Annotated in this window: 18 protein-coding genes; 11 read left to right on the top strand and 7 right to left on the bottom strand. The window is 49.6% G+C overall.

Translation table 11 applies throughout. The annotated features are described in order from the left end of the window. Positions 1-46: 46 nt before the first annotated feature. Positions 47-898, bottom strand: coding sequence for a LysR family transcriptional regulator (locus ACXAGX_RS07890; protein ID WP_474818074.1), 852 nt, complete (start codon positions 896-898; stop codon positions 47-49). 92 nt (positions 899-990) lie between these two features. Here ACXAGX_RS07890 and ACXAGX_RS07885 point away from each other — a divergent pair, with 92 nt between their 5' ends. Next, entirely contained in the window at positions 991-1,206 is a 216-nt protein-coding gene (locus tag ACXAGX_RS07885; protein ID WP_474818075.1) for a DUF2798 domain-containing protein, read from the top strand. Continuing rightward, positions 1,203-1,511, top strand: coding sequence for a putative quinol monooxygenase (locus tag ACXAGX_RS07880; RefSeq protein ID WP_474837616.1), 309 nt, complete (start codon positions 1,203-1,205; stop codon positions 1,509-1,511). Before ACXAGX_RS07885 ends, ACXAGX_RS07880 begins: the two co-directional genes overlap by 4 nt. Before the next feature lie 48 nt (positions 1,512-1,559). Here the strand turns inward: ACXAGX_RS07880 and ACXAGX_RS07875 are convergent, their stop codons facing one another. Next, a complete protein-coding gene (locus tag ACXAGX_RS07875) occupies positions 1,560-2,537 on the bottom strand; it encodes a helix-turn-helix domain-containing protein (RefSeq protein ID WP_474818077.1) in 978 nt (325 codons plus the stop codon). Positions 2,538-2,751: 214 nt separating this feature from the next. Between ACXAGX_RS07875 and ACXAGX_RS07870 the strand changes: the two genes are divergently transcribed. The 4 genes from ACXAGX_RS07870 (at position 2,752) to ACXAGX_RS07855 (ending at position 7,035) form a co-directional block, all read left to right on the top strand. Beyond that, complete coding sequence (locus ACXAGX_RS07870) at positions 2,752-4,155, top strand: ethanolamine ammonia-lyase subunit EutB (protein WP_474837614.1); 1,404 nt, start codon at positions 2,752-2,754, stop codon at positions 4,153-4,155. Continuing rightward, complete coding sequence (gene eutC, locus ACXAGX_RS07865) at positions 4,155-4,994, top strand: ethanolamine ammonia-lyase subunit EutC (protein ID WP_474818079.1); 840 nt, start codon at positions 4,155-4,157, stop codon at positions 4,992-4,994. Before ACXAGX_RS07870 ends, eutC begins: the two co-directional genes overlap by 1 nt. A 12-nt stretch (positions 4,995-5,006) precedes the next feature. After that, on the top strand, positions 5,007-6,410 hold the full coding sequence (gene eat / locus ACXAGX_RS07860; RefSeq protein WP_474818080.1) for an ethanolamine permease: 1,404 nt from the start codon (positions 5,007-5,009) through the stop codon (positions 6,408-6,410). Positions 6,411-6,567: 157 nt separating this feature from the next. Then, positions 6,568-7,035, top strand: a complete 468-nt coding sequence (locus tag ACXAGX_RS07855) for an NADAR family protein (protein WP_474837612.1) — start codon at positions 6,568-6,570, stop codon at positions 7,033-7,035. 259 nt (positions 7,036-7,294) lie between these two features. Here the strand turns inward: ACXAGX_RS07855 and ACXAGX_RS07850 are convergent, their stop codons facing one another. The 3 genes from ACXAGX_RS07850 to ACXAGX_RS07840 all read right to left on the bottom strand — a co-directional run bounded on the left by ACXAGX_RS07850 (position 7,295) and on the right by ACXAGX_RS07840 (position 8,971). Then, complete coding sequence (locus ACXAGX_RS07850; RefSeq protein ID WP_474818082.1) at positions 7,295-7,582, bottom strand: hypothetical protein; 288 nt, start codon at positions 7,580-7,582, stop codon at positions 7,295-7,297. Between the two features lie 160 nt (positions 7,583-7,742). Then, the gene (locus tag ACXAGX_RS07845; RefSeq protein WP_474837610.1) at positions 7,743-8,147 is read right to left on the bottom strand and encodes a DUF1801 domain-containing protein; all 405 of its coding nucleotides are present in this window, start codon (positions 8,145-8,147) and stop codon (positions 7,743-7,745) included. A gap of 176 nt (positions 8,148-8,323) precedes the next feature. Next, a complete protein-coding gene (locus ACXAGX_RS07840; RefSeq protein WP_474837608.1) occupies positions 8,324-8,971 on the bottom strand; it encodes a TetR/AcrR family transcriptional regulator in 648 nt (215 codons plus the stop codon). Positions 8,972-9,113: 142 nt separating this feature from the next. Between ACXAGX_RS07840 and ACXAGX_RS07835 the strand changes: the two genes are divergently transcribed. Next, complete coding sequence (locus ACXAGX_RS07835; RefSeq protein ID WP_474818085.1) at positions 9,114-10,214, top strand: HlyD family secretion protein; 1,101 nt, start codon at positions 9,114-9,116, stop codon at positions 10,212-10,214. Between the two features lie 12 nt (positions 10,215-10,226). After that, the gene (locus ACXAGX_RS07830) at positions 10,227-11,774 is read left to right on the top strand and encodes a DHA2 family efflux MFS transporter permease subunit (protein WP_474837606.1); all 1,548 of its coding nucleotides are present in this window, start codon (positions 10,227-10,229) and stop codon (positions 11,772-11,774) included. 42 nt (positions 11,775-11,816) lie between these two features. On the opposite strand, the gene ACXAGX_RS07825 is transcribed toward ACXAGX_RS07830, so the two are convergent. Then, on the bottom strand, positions 11,817-12,347 hold the full coding sequence (locus ACXAGX_RS07825) for a DUF2937 family protein (RefSeq protein ID WP_474837604.1): 531 nt from the start codon (positions 12,345-12,347) through the stop codon (positions 11,817-11,819). A 9-nt stretch (positions 12,348-12,356) separates the two neighbouring features. Then, entirely contained in the window at positions 12,357-13,628 is a 1,272-nt protein-coding gene (bioA, locus tag ACXAGX_RS07820) for an adenosylmethionine--8-amino-7-oxononanoate transaminase (RefSeq protein WP_474837602.1), read from the bottom strand. A 98-nt stretch (positions 13,629-13,726) separates the two neighbouring features. Here bioA and bioB point away from each other — a divergent pair, with 98 nt between their 5' ends. The 3 genes from bioB to ACXAGX_RS07805 are packed head-to-tail and all read left to right on the top strand — an operon-like array spanning position 13,727 to position 16,835. Continuing rightward, positions 13,727-14,839: a biotin synthase BioB gene (gene bioB, locus ACXAGX_RS07815; protein ID WP_474818089.1), complete on the top strand. Its 1,113-nt coding sequence runs from the start codon at positions 13,727-13,729 to the stop codon at positions 14,837-14,839. Further along, the gene (bioF, locus tag ACXAGX_RS07810; protein WP_474837600.1) at positions 14,839-15,996 is read left to right on the top strand and encodes an 8-amino-7-oxononanoate synthase; all 1,158 of its coding nucleotides are present in this window, start codon (positions 14,839-14,841) and stop codon (positions 15,994-15,996) included. The genes bioB and bioF overlap by 1 nt, the downstream gene beginning before the upstream one ends. Further along, the gene (locus ACXAGX_RS07805) at positions 15,993-16,835 is read left to right on the top strand and encodes a methyltransferase domain-containing protein (protein WP_474837598.1); all 843 of its coding nucleotides are present in this window, start codon (positions 15,993-15,995) and stop codon (positions 16,833-16,835) included. The genes bioF and ACXAGX_RS07805 overlap by 4 nt, the downstream gene beginning before the upstream one ends. The last annotated feature ends 3 nt before the right edge of the window (positions 16,836-16,838 follow it).

Here is a 16,838-nt window from a genome sequence, read left to right as displayed (position 1 = left end):
ACAATTAGTAAAACCAGGCTATTAGGGTAAGCTCAATTGTCGATTGTTAAAGTGCAATGGATTTTCCACAAAGTACTGGCGCTTTTTCGCAATACTCTTGAAGTATTTCAACTAAATCTCGTGAAAGTTTGGGCAAGGGGTTAAACGGCCAAAGCGCTGAGATGGGGCGGGTGAATAGCACATCCGATAAATAGCAGACCCTGGTTTCGGATCCTGAACCCAAATGTTGGATCTCTGTCATTGGCAGAAGCGCTGCTCCATGCCCAGCCGCTACAAATTTCCTGGCCAAGGTGATGTCGCCAACATAAGAAACCTGGCCATATTCCGCTAAAGCCGAATCAACAGCTGTCAGGCCAGCAAGTTGAGCCGAAGTATAGGGCAGAAACAAATGCTGCTTCTTGTGTGTTGCTGAGCCTACAACGCGTACTGCAATACTACCAAGCCGTTTGTGGAAATATGCGGAGTCGGTCAGTTCACCCACTCTTATGGCCAAATCAAACTGTTTTTGACTCAGCAAGTGATTTGCATTGCCTGGCTCGATGTTAAAAGTGACTTTCGGATGGGTTTTATGAAAGTCACTGAGCGTTGAAAACAGTTCGTCGACCATTAGGTTCTGCGGGCAAAGCATCGTCAAAGAGTGGGATGTTTGATCACTGCTTCGTGTCACGCCATCGCGGATAACTTGCAGGCTGGTGGCATAATCATTGTGCAACTGCAAACCGAAAGCGGTTAATTGAATGCCCCGCGCTGAGCGTTTCATCAACGGCTTGCCCAGTTTGTTTTCCAGTGCTGTGATACGTTTTGACAATGTTGAAGGGGAGAGTTTGAGATCCTCCGCTGCCTTTGCAAAACTGCCTCTTTCTACTATTTCTGCAAATAACAGTAAATCGTCCAGCACAGTAAATCCTTCATGTTTAGCTTTCCCAAATCGATATTCTATGGTGATTCGGCTTACGTACAATTGCAATGAATTCACAAAGGAGAATCACTATGGAACGTTTAGTTTTTACCGGCATTTTTTCATTTTGTTTGTCGGGCATGATGTCAGGCTGGGTCACTTACATTAATCTCGGGCTCAGTGCTACGTTTTTGCATTCCTGGTCGCTGGCATTTGTTAACGCATGGCCCGCGGCGTTTGTGGCGGCGTGGCTGATTAATCCGCTGGTGCGTGTCTTAACGGCCAAAATCATGAGAGGTGCATCATGAAATCTGCTGAAAGCAAACTGCACATCGTGGCAAGAATAACGCCCAAACCAGAATGTTATGCTGAAGGGCTGTTAGCTATTCGTGGAATATTAGCCCCAACCTGGAAAGAACCGGGGTGCATTCAATTTGACGTTTTCGAAGACCGGGAAAATGGCGAATATGTACTGATAGAAATATTTGAAAGTGAAGCGGCATTGCAATTTCACTATCAACAAACATACACAAAGCAGGTATTCGAGCTGTATGAGCGCATTCTCGATAAGCCCCCTGCGGTGTCCCGGCTAGTCCCTGTCGAGCCGGCTTAGTATGCTGAATTCGGACGATTTAAACGAGTTATTGTTACAGCGAGATAGCTAAGTTCTTCTCACCGAACGAGCGAGGGTTTTTGAAGGCACTTCGCCAAACAACTTCTGATAATCCCGGCCGAACTGTCCGGGATGCCAGAATCCCCTTTGAATTGCGATGTCTGAAATTTTGGCGCCTGTTTTTGCGTTAAGCAGGTCACGGTGCACCTGGTTAAGGCGACTCGTTTTTATAAACTGAAGGGGGCTCATCCCAAGTTGCGATTCAAAGCTGTATTGCAACGTACGCCGACTCACATGAGCAGCTTCACAGAGTTCTGTTATAGTCATGGCTTTGTCAGGGTTTGCTTCGATATAGGCTTTTACGGTTTCAATCACTCGCTTTCGTTGCTCGTAGCTCCGCGGGGCTGATTTGTCGTAGTGGGGAATGGTCAGTACTTCCAGCAGCGTCTGAATGAATCTTTCGGTTTGTATTGCTACAGGGATTGAGTGATTATCTTTCTGGACCTGCAACGCGAGCAACAGGTCAATATGCTGAGAAAGGCGCAGCTCCTGATCCTGTGTAAGACAGACCTTCGCTTGTTCAGCCGATATATCCGGCACTGTAACTCCGAGTGTTTCCGCAGCCTTTCGCAGTGTCGAGGTTGATATCACCACACCATAAATCTGAAATTCATCCGGTGTAACCAGTTCAAAATCAACCGCACCCGGCTGACACATGAGTTGATTATCACTAACTTCAAGTCCATTGATGCGGGGAAGGAGGTCCTGCGAAGAACGTACCGGCAGACCAAGCCAGATGGCATCCGCTCTTACTTTGCATTGCTGTCGAAGTGACTGGCTGGTGGTTTCCTTGAACACCTGAAGATCCTCAAACGGTAATTCCTCGATGACGCCCGAAAAAGCCCCCGCACTGATCTGATCATAGCGCTGCTGCCAGTTGACCAGATTTTCTGCCTGTTCTTGTGCATCCCTGGCCGTGTAGATGCACTTAGATGGTGCGACGTGATCGTTATCTGACGGCTTCATCGGCTTAAAACCTCATTGGAGTACGCATTTTCCCTGTTGTCTCACTTCTAACATCCTGATAGGTAGTGATTTTTAAAATATTGCCAAAATTTGATATTGGCGTGGTACAGCTCTCGCTGCATTCAGTATTAAGAATTAGAACAAAATCTGTGTGTCAGGTGCAAGCCAATAATTTTCATTGGTCCATCTTTCGTTACAGTAAGGAGAATATGACGTGTACCGTTATACCCTTGGTGATCATACATTCACCTTCAAAAATCTGGCTGAACTGATGGCAAAAGCCACCCCGGCACGTTCCGGCGATCGACTCGCTGGCGTTATTGCCCGTTCGGCGGAAGAGCGTGTTATTGCTCAGATGTGCCTGGCAGAGGTACCGCTAAAGCAGTTTCTGAACGACGCGCTGGTGCCATATGAAGAAGACGAAGTGACTCGGCTCATCATTGACACTCATGATGCTGAAGCTTTTGCACCGATTTCACACTTGACGGTGGGGGACTTTAGGAACTGGCTGTTAAGCGATGAAGCCACAACAGAAGTGCTGAGCGATGTTCGAGCGGGGATCACGCCGGAAATGGCCGCGGCGGTAAGCAAAATAATGCGCAACCAGGACCTGATACTGGTGGCCAAGAAATGCCGTGTGCTCACGGCGTTTCGTAATCAAATTGGCTTGCCTGGTCATATGTCAACGCGGTTGCAACCCAATCACCCTACCGACGATGTTAACGGTATAGCCGCCAGTATGCTTGATGGCTTACTTTACGGGAATGGTGATGCGGTGATTGGCGTCAATCCGGCCACAGACAATGTGACGCAGGCCATTAAGCTGATGAAACTGATGGATGATGTCATTCAGAGTTATCAAATCCCCACGCAGTCCTGTGTACTTACTCACGTTACTAATACCATTGAGTGTATTGAGCAGGGCGCCCCAGTTGATCTGGTTTTCCAGTCCATTGGTGGAACAGAGGGCACTAACAGCAGCTTCGGGTTTAATTTAAATACGCTGGCAGAAGCTCAGCAGGCAGCGCACTCGCTAAACCGTGGCACTCTCGGCAACAACGTGATGTATTTTGAAACCGGGCAGGGAAGTTCACTGTCGGCCGATGCGCATCACGGCCTGGATCAGCAAACCTGCGAAGCACGTGCTTACGCGGTAGCCCGCCATTTTGATCCGCTATTGGTGAATACGGTGGTGGGGTTTATCGGCCCTGAATACCTGTTCGACGGCAAGGAAATCATCCGGGCGGGTCTGGAAGACCATTTCTGCGGCAAGTTACTCGGCGTGCCTATGGGTTGCGACGTGTGTTACACCAATCATGCTGAGGCTGATCAGAACGATATGGATAACCTGCTTACCTTACTGGGTGTCGCGGGATGTCATTTTGTGATGGGTATACCCGGCTCCGACGACATTATGCTGAATTATCAGACTACTTCATTCCACGATGCGCTGTATGCCCGTCGCGTGCTGGGGCTCAAGCCTTCACCACAATTCGCAGAGTGGCTGGAGAAAATGCAGATTATGAAAAATGCCGGTCAGGCAATTCTGGCAGACAGTATGCCAGATGCCTTTCGCCATTCTCTTGCCGCACCTTCACGTAAGTCCGGAGGCCGTTGATGAAAAAGCCTAATTTTATTACTGAGAATCCGTGGCAGCAACTTCGCAGCTTTACTGATGCCCGCATTGGCCTGGGACGCGCAGGTGTGAGCCTGCCTACCGAACAATTACTTGCGTTTCAGCTCTCTCACGCTCAGGCGCGGGATGCAGTGCACTTTCCGCTGGATCTCGATGCCCTTGAGCAAGCATTTATCGATGAGGGATTCGATGCTCCCATCCGCCTGCATTCCCAGGCTGAAGACAGAATGGCCTATTTGCAACGCCCGGATTTAGGGCGATTGCTTAATGAAGATTCGGCTGAGCGATTACGTCAGTGTTTCGACTCACCGGCACCGTCTTTCGATCTTGCATTGGTGGTTGTCGACGGGCTGTCCTCCACCGCGGTGGCGCAGAACACACTACCATTTATTTCTGCGCTGTGTGAGCAGCTGGATAACAGTAAAGACGATTGGACCCTGGCTCCGCTCACCGTTGTTGAACAAGGCCGGGTTGCCATTGGTGATGAGGTCGGTGAACTACTGAACGCCTCTATCGTGTTGGTGCTGGTGGGAGAGCGCCCCGGCCTGAGCTCGCCCGACAGCCTCGGTTTGTACATGACCTGGGGGCCGCGCAAAGGGCTTAACGATGCTATGCGTAACTGTATTTCAAATGTGCGCCCGGCGGGCCTCAAACCGGTAGATGCCGCGCGCAAAGCGTTTTATCTGCTTGATGAATCCAGGCAGCGAAAGCTATCTGGCGTAAAGCTTAAAGATCGCAGCGAGGATGATGTGCTTGAACTTGATTCAACATCCCGTTCATTTCTCATCCGCCCGCTCGAAGACAAATCAGAACAACAATAATTGGGGAACCATATGTCTGAACAACTCAATCAGGAATATCTAGCAAAACGCCAGCTAAAACGAGGCACCGCAGGTTGGATCCTGCTGGCAGGCCTGGGTGTGTCATACGTCATTTCCGGTGATTTTGCAGGTTGGAATTTTGGTATCGCTGAAGCGGGCTGGGGCGGCTTTGCCATTGCCGGCGTGTTGATGGCGTTGATGTATTTTACGCTGGTGCTATCGCTGGCAGAAATGTCTGCAGCCATACCTGCCGCGGGTGGCGGTTACAGTTTTGCCCGTCAGGCAATGGGGCCGGTGGGTGGCTACCTTACTGGATTGGCTGTACTTATCGAGTACGCGCTGGCACCGGCCGCTATTGTGATTTTCATTGGTGCAGCGGTAGAGGAGCTACTTGGGTTTAACGGCCCTTGGGTTTACGCCATTTTCTATCTCGCTTTTATTGGTATTCACCTTGCGGGTGTGGGCGAAGCCCTGAAAGTGATGATGGTGATTAGTGGCCTTGCGGTTTTTGCCATCATTGCCACCGGCATCGCACTGGTGGGTAGCTTCGATACGACTAATCTGTTCGATATAGCCGTGACGGGGGCGGCCGGAGCAACGGAATTTATGCCACTTGGATGGTACGGTGTTTGGGCGGCGTTGCCGTTTGCCATGTGGCTGTTTCTGGCGGTAGAAGGGGTACCGCTGGCTGCTGAAGAAGCGAAGAACCCCGCGAAAGATGTTCCTAAGGGCATTATCGGTGCAATGATCTTTCTGCTGTTTACTGCATTACTGGTGGTCTTTCTGTTAGCTGGCGCAGCGGGTGCAGAAGCTATAGGAGGCAGTGCCGTGCCGTTGGTCGACGCGCTGAAAGCAACCGGGAACAGTACCCTCGCGACTGTAGTGAATGTACTCGGTCTTGCTGGCCTAATCGCATCGTTTTTCTCTATTATTTATGGCTACAGTCGCCTTGTATTTGCTTTATCCAGAGCCGGGTATTTACCGCAAAGCCTGTCGGTGACCAGTGAACGCAAAGTGCCGTCGCGAGCATTAATAGTGCCTGGTATATTTGGTTTTCTGGTTTCACTCACCGGCGAGGGAGACTTAATCCTTGCCATGGCGGTTGTTGGCGCAACAGTATCCTATGCACTAATGGCGCTAAGTCATATTTTGCTACGGGTAAAACAGCCTGAATTGGCTCGACCTTACAAAACGCCGGGAGGCATTGTGACGTCGGCTATCGCGCTATTACTTTCCATAGTGGCATTGACCGGGGTGTATGCCTTTGATCCTCGCGCATTTAATTACACGCTCATCCTGTTTGTTGTGGGCAGCCTGTATTTTTTCCTCTACAGCAAAAACCGACTGGTGGCGAAAACACCGGAGGAGGAATTCAACATGCTGGCGCAGGCCGAATCCGACCTAGAGGCATCTTAGGGTATTGCATTAATCTTAATGCTTTCTAAGAGAACGCGATAAAGAACCGGTCAGTACTTTGCGAGTACTGACCGTCTTTTTACTGCTGATTTGAAAATGTTATCCGGGCTGGTTTTCTTTATACTGGTTTTAACTTCTGCATTGTAACGGACTGATTTTGTTTAATACGAATAACGAGATGGAAAGCGCACGTCAGTTTTCCCGTTTTGATTTGGACGACCCACTGTCAACCTGCTCATCACACCCGATTGTACTAGAACAGCAAAACTGGCTGACCTGCGAGCATTATCTCCAGGCTAAGACACTACGAAGCGACAGTCAGGCCATTACCGTAGCGACAATGGCTACTGGCGAGCGAGCTTTCGCGTATGGCAAAGCCTGGTATCGTCTGAAAATAGCAGAATACAAAACACTAGCTCCGGTGCTGATAAGGCGAGCCTTTTACACCAAAGTACAAATGTATGAAGAGGTGCGGGAGGCGTTAATGGCTTCCGAAGACAAGCTGATCGTGGAAACGTCACAATACGATTATTTCTGGGGAATTGGCCGCGACCAACGAGGATTAAATCACATGGGTAAAGCCTGGATGGATATTCGCTATAAACTTCGAGAGTCTGAGGTATAGCTCGACTTGAAGAAGGTAAAGAAAAAGGCGACCAACTCTGTCGTTTCAGTTTGTGTCACAGCTCGCCCGCGAGCGACTTAAATTTTTTGTTATACGTTTTTACACTTACTTTCTTCAGAGCTACCGCTTGCTTTCAGCTTGATGCTGGATACTGATGGCTTGCTGTTGGCAATTGCTAAGTATGCCTCTGAAATTAGTAGCGGCCCAGCATCGACTACAGCAGTTTATTGTGTTCTACCAAATTGAACAAAACATCCAATTAACCATGCTTTTTGTTTTTTCTAGCATTAGCCAGTAGAGAAATAGCTAATGCATAGGTAAAAAAGAAAAGTGAGTAACCAATACATAGACCGAAGATTCCAGCGATATTGCTTTCAGCCGAAATGTTATAAATCAAATAAACAGATATTGGCAATGCATAAGCCGTAGATTGCATATTTTTTGTGTAAGAGACCAGTTTATTTTGTATGTAAGGTACTGCTGATACCACAATAGGAATAAGCAACAACCCAGCGAACAAAATATCCATTTTAATGCCTGAGTTCATAATAAAATCCATTTAAAAATAAGAGCATAACGCGGCGTTAAGGGGCAGCAACGCGCTACCACCAAACCTCAATATACCACTTTAAACACAATTGCCAAGATTTAAGCCAAAGTTGCCACGCGTTGACTGTCCCTCTTGAACGCTTTGTAATGTGAATTTTTCACACGCCCAAAAGAGGCAAATGTTTACGCTGCTGATAGGTTAAAGCTAACTCTAAACAGGACTTGATTGCTGCTTCTGGTAACACTTGCGATAACGACAGAACTATTGCTCGGTTTCCCTGAAACACTAGTTCTTCACCATGCAATTCTCTAAATGTATCGACTAACTTAGTTTGGCAATTAAAGAACAGGTAATAATTATTAGGAGATTTCAGCTTCCAGTCCATTCTTAGCGGACTGCCTGTTTTTACACTATAGCTGGGTTCACCCCACTTTAGAGTTTCATCGACTTCACCCAGCTCCAAATCAGATGCGATTTGAAAGACTATATTTCTTAGCTCCTCTAGCCTAAAACGAGCATTTTCCGGATATTCAGCGAAGCGTTCTTTGACTACCTTGTTCACTGGAACCTCCTGTTCACATAACATCTTCTTATAGAGAATTCACAGTAACACGTAGTCTTACTCATCCTTGAATTCCCGACATGATTATCTGGATAACTATACCTCACACATGACTATGTGCCAGTTTCTGATATTTTATTTGAGTGTTTCTGCAATTTACTCCTTTCAACCGTAATTCACTTATCAGCCCTACATCCATTCAAAAACAACGATACTGCGCTTTCAACGTAGTGGGCTTTTTCATCTTCAGACAAAATAACTTCTTCACCCAGCACCGAGCGCAGGTGCATAGTGCCCTTGAACAAACTGACAAGCTGTTCTGCCGCAATTTTACAGTCGTTAATTTCCAGATAACCGTGCTGGTTCAACTTTCTTAGATAATCTTCAACCCGGCGCAAGTTTCGCTCTGGCGCGGTTTGCATGAAAATTTCTCTCAGTTGGGGGTATCGGGCTGATTCTGAAATCAAAAGCCGGTGAATCGCGCCGACATAAGGCGAGGTGAGAACATTAATAAACGCGATGCCCAGTGCATTGAGTACCTTTTCAGGCTCTTGATCGTCGGCATCAAGTGGTAATACCGAGTCAGTTAAATTTTCCGTTGCCCGTTCAATGATGGCTTTAAATAAGCCTTCTTTATTTCCGAACATTCTATAGAGGGTGGCTAGGGAACCGCCTGCCTTCGACATAATTTCCTGCAGGCTGGTGGCTTCATAACCGTTCTCAATGAAGGAGGCTTCCGCTGCGTCCAGAATTTTATTCCGGCGCTGTAGCCCTTTTTCCCGGGGCGTGTAGGAGTCGTCAGGCAAGTTTTCTGATTTTGGCATAACTGCTATGGAATACCTTTATTAATTTCGAAACGGGAGTCTATCAAATAAGTAATCAACGACCTATCACCGAAGTCTGGTCGCCAATAAAAATGTAGTGTAATATACGTTACACTTTTTAGTTGCAGATGTAGAGAAGAAAATGCCGTCAGTTAAAACACTCATTTTGTCACTTGCCGGGTTAATCGCCGTTTCGTTTATCGCAAACGAAGCGTGGTACTGGTATGAAGACGGACGCTTTATCGAGGAAACTGATAATGCTTACGTTAAGGCTGACAGCATCGCCATTCGTCCGGAAATATCGGCGCGCATAAAAGCTGTGTTGGTACATGAAAACCAGCACGTAAAAGCGGGAACCGTGATGATCCAGTTAGATGAAGGGGATTATCTGGCGCAGGTAAGTGAAGCGGAGGCGCAGCTAGCAGTGGGGCGTGCGGCAATTGCGAATGCGAAAGCCCAGATAAACCTGCAGGACAAAACCATTGCAGAAGCACAGGCCAGTATCGATGCGGCCAACGCTGAACTGAATCGCAGCGAGTTGGAACTGAACCGGTTTAAAGTGCTGGAGAAGCAATCGTTTGATTCCAGACAGCAGGTACAGAATGCGGAAGCTGCCATGTTGGTGGCAAAAGCACAGGTCGATCAGGCCATTGCCAGCAAAGCGGCAGCAGAGCAAATGATTGACGTGTTGAATGTGCAGTTTGATAGCGCAAAGGCGCAGCTGAATGTGCTTGTGGCACAGCGAGACTATGCACGTAATCAGTTGGAGAAAACCCGTATTGTGGCACCGGTTGACGGCATTGTTGGCAATCTCGGCGCCCGGGTTGGCAGTGCGGCGCAGCCTGCCCAAACTTTACTTTATGTGGTTCCGCTGCCGGACGTCTACGTGGTTGCCAATTTTAAAGAAACACAAATCGGTAATATGTCAGCAGGACAGCCCGTTACCTTGCACGTAGATGCTGCGCCAGATATTCAGTTTACCGGTGTTGTTGAATCCCTCGCGCCAGCGTCGGGCACAGAATTCAGTTTGTTACCTGCTGATAACGCCACCGGCAATTTCAATAAGATTGTTCAGCGCGTGCCGGTACGTATACGTGTGACCGGGCCAGAAGCATCGTTGCCATTGCTACGCCCCGGATTATCAGTGGTACCAGGGGTAGATACCCGGACATTTCACAAGCAAATTTCCTATTTGACGGAAAGTGATACACCTTACAACAGTTCGCTTACCTCATTGCAGTAACAGAGCGGATTTATGTCTACACAACAGGGTTTGCCAGATTTTAAACATCGGCTCGGATTCTTTGCTGCCATTCTCGGCATGTTTATGGCCATTCTCGATATTCAGATTGTGGCCAGTTCGCTGAATGAAATTCAGGCTGGCGTGTCGGCCACGCCAGATGAAATTTCCTGGGTACAAACCGCGTATCTCATTGCCGAAGTGGTAATGATCCCGCTTAGCGGCATGCTCACCCGTTGGCTTTCAACCCGGCTTACCTTTGTGATCAGCTGTAGCGCTTTTACATTGGCAAGCCTGGGGTGCGCCATGGCACAAACTATCGATCAGTTGATTGTGCTACGCGCGATTCAGGGGTTTGTTGGTGGTGCTATGATCCCCATTGCCTATGCGTTGAGTTTTCGCCTGTGGCCGCCACGGATGATGGGAGTGATACAGGCGCTCATCGGCATGATTGCTACTACCGCGCCGTCTATTGGTCCGACTCTGGGGGGTTACATTACTATCTCGCTCAGTTGGCACTGGCTATTCCTGATGAATATCGTTCCCGGTATCGTGGCGGCGGTGCTGGTGTGGATGTATCTTGATATCGACAAACCGGATTTCTCGTTGTTTAAAAAGATAGATTTCATGGGGCTCGGTTTTATGGCGCTGTTTCTGGGCTCGCTAGAATTTGTCCTTGAAGAAGGACCGGGTGAAGACTGGTTTGCTAGCCATGAAATTATCTTTATGAGCACGCTATGTGTGTTGGGAGCCATCGCATTTTTCTGGCGTACCCTCACGGTAGAGATGCCCATCGTTGACCTTAAAGTATTCCGTAATCGTAACTTTGCCCTTGGCACCTGGTTGGGCTTTTTGGTTGGGGTGGCGCTGTATGGTCTGGTTTATCTGATGCCCATGTTTTTCGGTACGGTGCGACAGTTTAATAGCCTTCAAATTGGCGAAATTATGTTTGTCACCGGGGCGACCATGTTCCTCAGCGCGCCGGTTATGGGTAAGCTGTCTGATAAAATTGACCCAAGGCTACTGTTAACTTATGGCCTGTTTATGGTCGGCCTGGGCGCTATACTCAACAGCACACTAACGGCGGATGCGGGCTTTGATGCTTTCTTCTTGCCGCAAATTGTGCGCGGTGCCGGTTTACTGGTGTGCATATTAACGGTGACACGTATCGCCATGGGAACACTTCCGCAGCATGAAATCAGCAATGCGTCTGGGTTGTTCAACGTAATGCGAAATCTTGGTGGTGCGGTAGGGTTGGCAACCATGGATACCATCCGCGATGTTCGCTTCGATTATCATTGGGAGCAGTTGATTGGTGCCATAAACTCTACACGGGACGTGGTGGTCGATACACTTTATCAGTCTCAAATGCAGTTTACCGGCATGGTAAGCGATCCTGCGGCGGCTGCGGTTAAACAACTGGCACAGCGGGTTTCAACACAGGCTTATGTGTTGTCGTTTAACGACCTGTTTCTGTGGTTAGGCATTGTTTATATTCTGGCAATTCCACTGATGTTATTTATTCGGAAACCTGCACCGGGTAAAGCGCCTGCTGAGCATTAACAACGAAGTTGAAAAGTAAGCCTGATTTTCAGGCTTACGCTTTTACCCAAACCTAACCCGATGCTTCCTATCCCGATACCAGTGATAACCATGGCGGCAGGCCCAGAAGGGACAAATGACCAGCAGGTTAATCAAAATCGCAGTAGCCAGACTAAACACAATGGCGGTTGGGGTAAGCGGTATAGACGGGGCGAAATTATCTAGCACCCGAACAAGGGTGTCCTGACGGCTAGGCGCAAACATGTAGCTGGCCTGCTGGAAATAATTGCCGTTGTTCAGTTTGGTGAGGCCTTCATCGGCTTCCGCCAGTCGTACCAATAAATCGGATTTATTGGCGGCATCTTCCCGTACTACTGCGTCGGCATTCTGTTTCAAACTGTCAATCAGCGCGTCTACCGACGGGTAGTTGAACTGTCTGGCAAGAACTTCTAATTCAGCTACTTGCTCACGGGTGGCATCGAAGTATCCGGCGAGGTACTGACGGTAGTGATCGGCAAGAATAGGCACCTGCAGCGCGGTAATAAACAGCGCTGCAAATAATAACTTGTCAATAACCCGTGCCAGTACATGCATAGTTTGTCCTTACAGGCTGGCGAGAGTGTCATATATGCCGTCGGTCAGCCGCTTTAATTGAGATTCACTGATTATGTACGGTGGCATGATGTAAACCAGTTTACCGAAGGGGCGGATCCAGATCCCTTTTTCGACGAATGACTTCTGCAGATGCGCCATGTTTACCGGCTGTTTGGTTTCCACCACGCCGATGGCACCCAGCACGCGCACATCTGCCACGGCGGGTAGTTCCTTACAACGAGGCAGGCTGGCTTGCAGTTGCTTTTCGATACCAGCAACCTGCTGTTGCCAGTGTCCTTCATTGATCAACGTCAGGCTGGCATTCGCTACCGCACAGGCCAGCGGGTTACCCATGTAAGTGGGCCCGTGCATGAACACGCCCGGTTCACCCTGACATACGCCCTGTGCAACATCTTCTGAGCACATTGTGGCCGCCAGCGTCATATAGCCGCCAGTGAGCGCTTTGCCCACGCACATGATATCCGGGCTGATATGGGCATGGTCGCAGCCGAACAATTTGCCGGTGCGGCCAAACCCGGTGGCAATTTCATCGCAGATCAGAAGCACATCGTAAGCATCGCAGAGTTGTCGGCAGCGCTTGAGGTATTCGGGATGATAAATACGCATGCCGCCTGCACCCTGAACAACAGGTTCAATAATCAGCGCGGCGAGTTCATTATGATGACGCTCAAACAATTCCTGCAGCGGCAGAATGTCGTCTTCACTAAAGGTTTGATCGAAACGGGTTTGCGGAGCCGGGGCGAATACCTGTTTACTCAGCACACCGGAGAATAAACTGTGCATGCCGTTTACCGGATCGCACACCGACATGGCAGCAAAGGTATCGCCATGATAGCCATTACGCGGAGTAAGAATGCGGTGTTTTTCCGGACGACCCTGACAGGCCCAGTATTGCAGGGCCATTTTAAGCGCCACCTCTACCGACACTGAGCCTGAATCAGCGAGAAACACCCGATTCATGCCATCCGGTGCCATATCCAGCAATTGCCGGCACAAAGACACCGCCGGGTCGTGGGTGAGACCCCCAAACATGACATGGGAGAATTTGTCGATTTGCGCTTTGGCAGCGTCATTCAATGCTGGGTGGTTATAGCCATGAATGGCAGCCCACCAGCTCGACATGCCATCGATTAACGTCTCGCCGCTGGCAAGCTGGATTTCCACCCCGCTAGCGCCGGTCACTTCAAAGCAGGGGAGTGGGGAGATGGCAGAGGTATAAGGGTGCCAGATATGCTGGCGATCAAATTCAATATTGCTCAAAATGTAGCCATTGGTAAAGGTTTTAAATTGGTCAGAGTTGACAACTCGATTGCTGCGAATAGACTAAGCCAGCATTTCTCATTAGTAAAGGATAGGGCATGGCCATCGCGTCGACCGCACCACACACTCAGACAGACATTCGCCACGACTGGACCCGTAAGGAAGTTCTGGCACTTTTCGCATTACCATTTAATGATCTGCTGTTTAAAGCCCAGACCGTACATCGTCAGCATTTCGATCCGAACGAGGTTCAGGTGAGCACGCTGCTATCGATTAAAACCGGCGCGTGCCCGGAAGACTGTAAATACTGCCCGCAAAGCGCACGCTATGATACCGGTCTGGAGAAAGAACGTCTGCTCGAAATTGAAAAAGTTATCGAGCGCGCCAAAGAGGCCAAAGCCACTGGCTCCACCCGTTTCTGTATGGGTGCAGCTTGGCGTAACCCTCGCGACCGCGATATGCCGTATGTAACCCAGATGGTGTCTGAGGTGAAAAAGCTTGGGTTGGAAACATGTATGACATTGGGCATGCTTACCCGTGAGCAGGCCATCGCACTGAAGCAGGCAGGTCTGGATTACTACAACCACAACCTGGATACCTCGCCGGAATTCTATGGCGACATCATTACCACACGCACCTACGACGACCGCTTAAATACGCTGCAGAATGTGCGCGATGCCGGTATGAACGTATGTTCTGGTGGCATTGTTGGCATGGGCGAGTCTGCCGACGATCGTGCAAGCCTGCTGATGCAACTGGCTAATTTGCCAGAACAGCCACAAAGTGTACCTATTAATATGCTGGTGAAAGTAGAAGGTACACCGCTGGATAAAGTGGACGACTTAGAGCCGTTCGAATTTATCCGCACCATCGCTGTAGCGCGAATCATGATGCCAGCGTCACACGTACGTTTGTCTGCCGGTCGTGAGAATATGAATGAGCAAATGCAGGCCCTGTGCTTTATGGCCGGTGCAAACTCAATTTTCTATGGCTGTAAACTGCTGACTACGTCAAACCCGGATACCCACGAAGACGTACTCTTGTTCCGTAAGCTGGGTATTAATGCCGAGCGTACCCGCGAATTCTCTGATGAAGCCCATGAACAGGCACTTCAGGAAGAGATCGCATCGCAGTCGGCACCGGCAGATTTATTCTATGATGCCACTGCACCGAAGACCGCAGCGAAAACCCCGGCAGCCACGGAGGCCTGATGGCATTTGAATATATTGATACCGCGCTGAAAGAGAAGCAGGAAGCGGGGTATCTGCGTCGTCGTCATATTGTTGAATATGAAAAAGACGGCGTGATTTGCGTGAACGGTGAGCACTACTTGAACTTCGCCAGCAACGACTACCTTGGCATGCGGCAGCACCCCGGCGTGCTGCAAAGCTGGGTAGAAGGATTGGCGCAGTTTGGTGGTGGCAGCGGTGCATCGCCACTGGTCACCGGTTACACCCAAGCCCATGCAGCGCTGGAAGGTTATCTGGAAGAGCACCTGCAGCGTGAAGCGGTGTTGCTGTTTAACTCCGGTTTTGCGGCGAATCAGGCGATTTGTCAGGCCCTTTTTTCCAATAGTGGCAATGTCATTGCCGACAAATATATGCACGCATCCTTCATTGATGGCGTGCTGGCAAGCAAGGCGTCTTTCAAACGTTTTCGTCATAACGACACTGCGCATCTGCAGACGCTGCTGGATAGCTGTGAGGGCGATACCCTGGTTGCAAGTGAAGGGGTTTTCAGCATGGACGGTGACAGTGCGCCAGTGGACACGCTGGTAAAACAGTGTGCCGACAAAGGCGCCTGGCTGATGCTGGACGATGCACACGGTTTCGGTGTGCTGGGAGATAATGGTTTCGGCACAGCAGAACTTCACCAGTTATCCCAGCAGGATGTGCCTGTGCTCATGGGCACCTTCGGTAAAGCCGTTGGTACGGCGGGCGCGTTTGTGGCTGGCAGTCAGGCATTTATCGATTATCTGGTTAACACCGCCCGTCACTATATTTATTCCACGGCAATGCCGGCTTCTCAGGCCATTGCGACCTTATATTCACTCACAGTCATCGCTGGCGGTGAAGAGCGAAGCAAACTCGCCGAAAATATCAGCCATTTCCGCACCGTGGCGGCAAAGCAGGGGCTAACCCTGACTGAATCGCAAAGTGCCATACAGCCGGTAATTTGTGGCGACCCACATAAAGCGCTGGCATTGTCTGATGCGTTAAAACGGCGGGGCATTTGGGTACCTGCTATTCGCTATCCCACCGTGCCGAAAGGGTCCGACCGTTTACGCATTACGCTGAGCGCTTCGCACAGTGAAAAAGATATTGATGTGCTGGTGGATGCGTTAATGCTGGCCATGGAGTCGGTGTGAGCAGTCAACACGTTGTAGCCACGCATTTGGACAAGCACGTTGAAACGCAAACAGGTGTTGGAAAGCAGGCCATTGCTACCCGGTTCAGTCGTGCCGCATCTACATACAATGAGGTTGCTGATATTCAGGCCCAGATTGCTGGCGATGCTCGTGAAGCCTTACTTTTGCAATTAGCAGGCACCAACCGAAATTCCCCTGATGTTGGCAGCGTTCTTGATATTGGCTGTGGCACTGGCCGTGAGAGTGCGCGGTTGGCGGCGAGTGGTTTAGCGGTAACCGGCCTCGATATCGCCCCCGCTATGCTGGAAAAAGCCCGCCAGGATTATCCCACCATTATGTTTTGTGAAGGCGATGCCGATGCGTTGCCTTTTGAAGCCGGTGAGTTTGGCGGCGTGTTTTCTTCCATGGCATTACAGTGGAGCGAGTCACCACAACAGGCTATTGCAGAAGTGGCGAGAGTGCTGAGAACCGGTGGTCGCGGCCAACTTGCTATTATGGTGGCGGGTTCGTTTCAAGAGCTGGCACAAGCGCGTAGCGATGCTGGATTAACCGCCAGCGTCAATACACTGCCCAGTGCGCTGGTGTGGGAAAAAGCCGCGGGGCTGGCAGGACTCAGAACGGTACATTCTGAAGTGACAACCTACACAGATTGCTTCGATAATATTCGCGCGCTGCTGCGGTCCATTACCAAAGCCGGTGCAGGACTATCTCTGAATAACCGCGACACTTCTCCAATGACCCGCGCTCAGTTGCAAGCGCTGGATGCTGCTTTTTCAAGGAATGCTGACGGCCAGCTTTCACTGACCTATCACGTTCTTCATCTTTCTCTGGAAAAATAAATG

Source organism: Alteromonas sp. ABV4_515, assembly GCF_056160345.1.
This window is presented reverse-complemented; position numbering and strand designations above follow the sequence as displayed.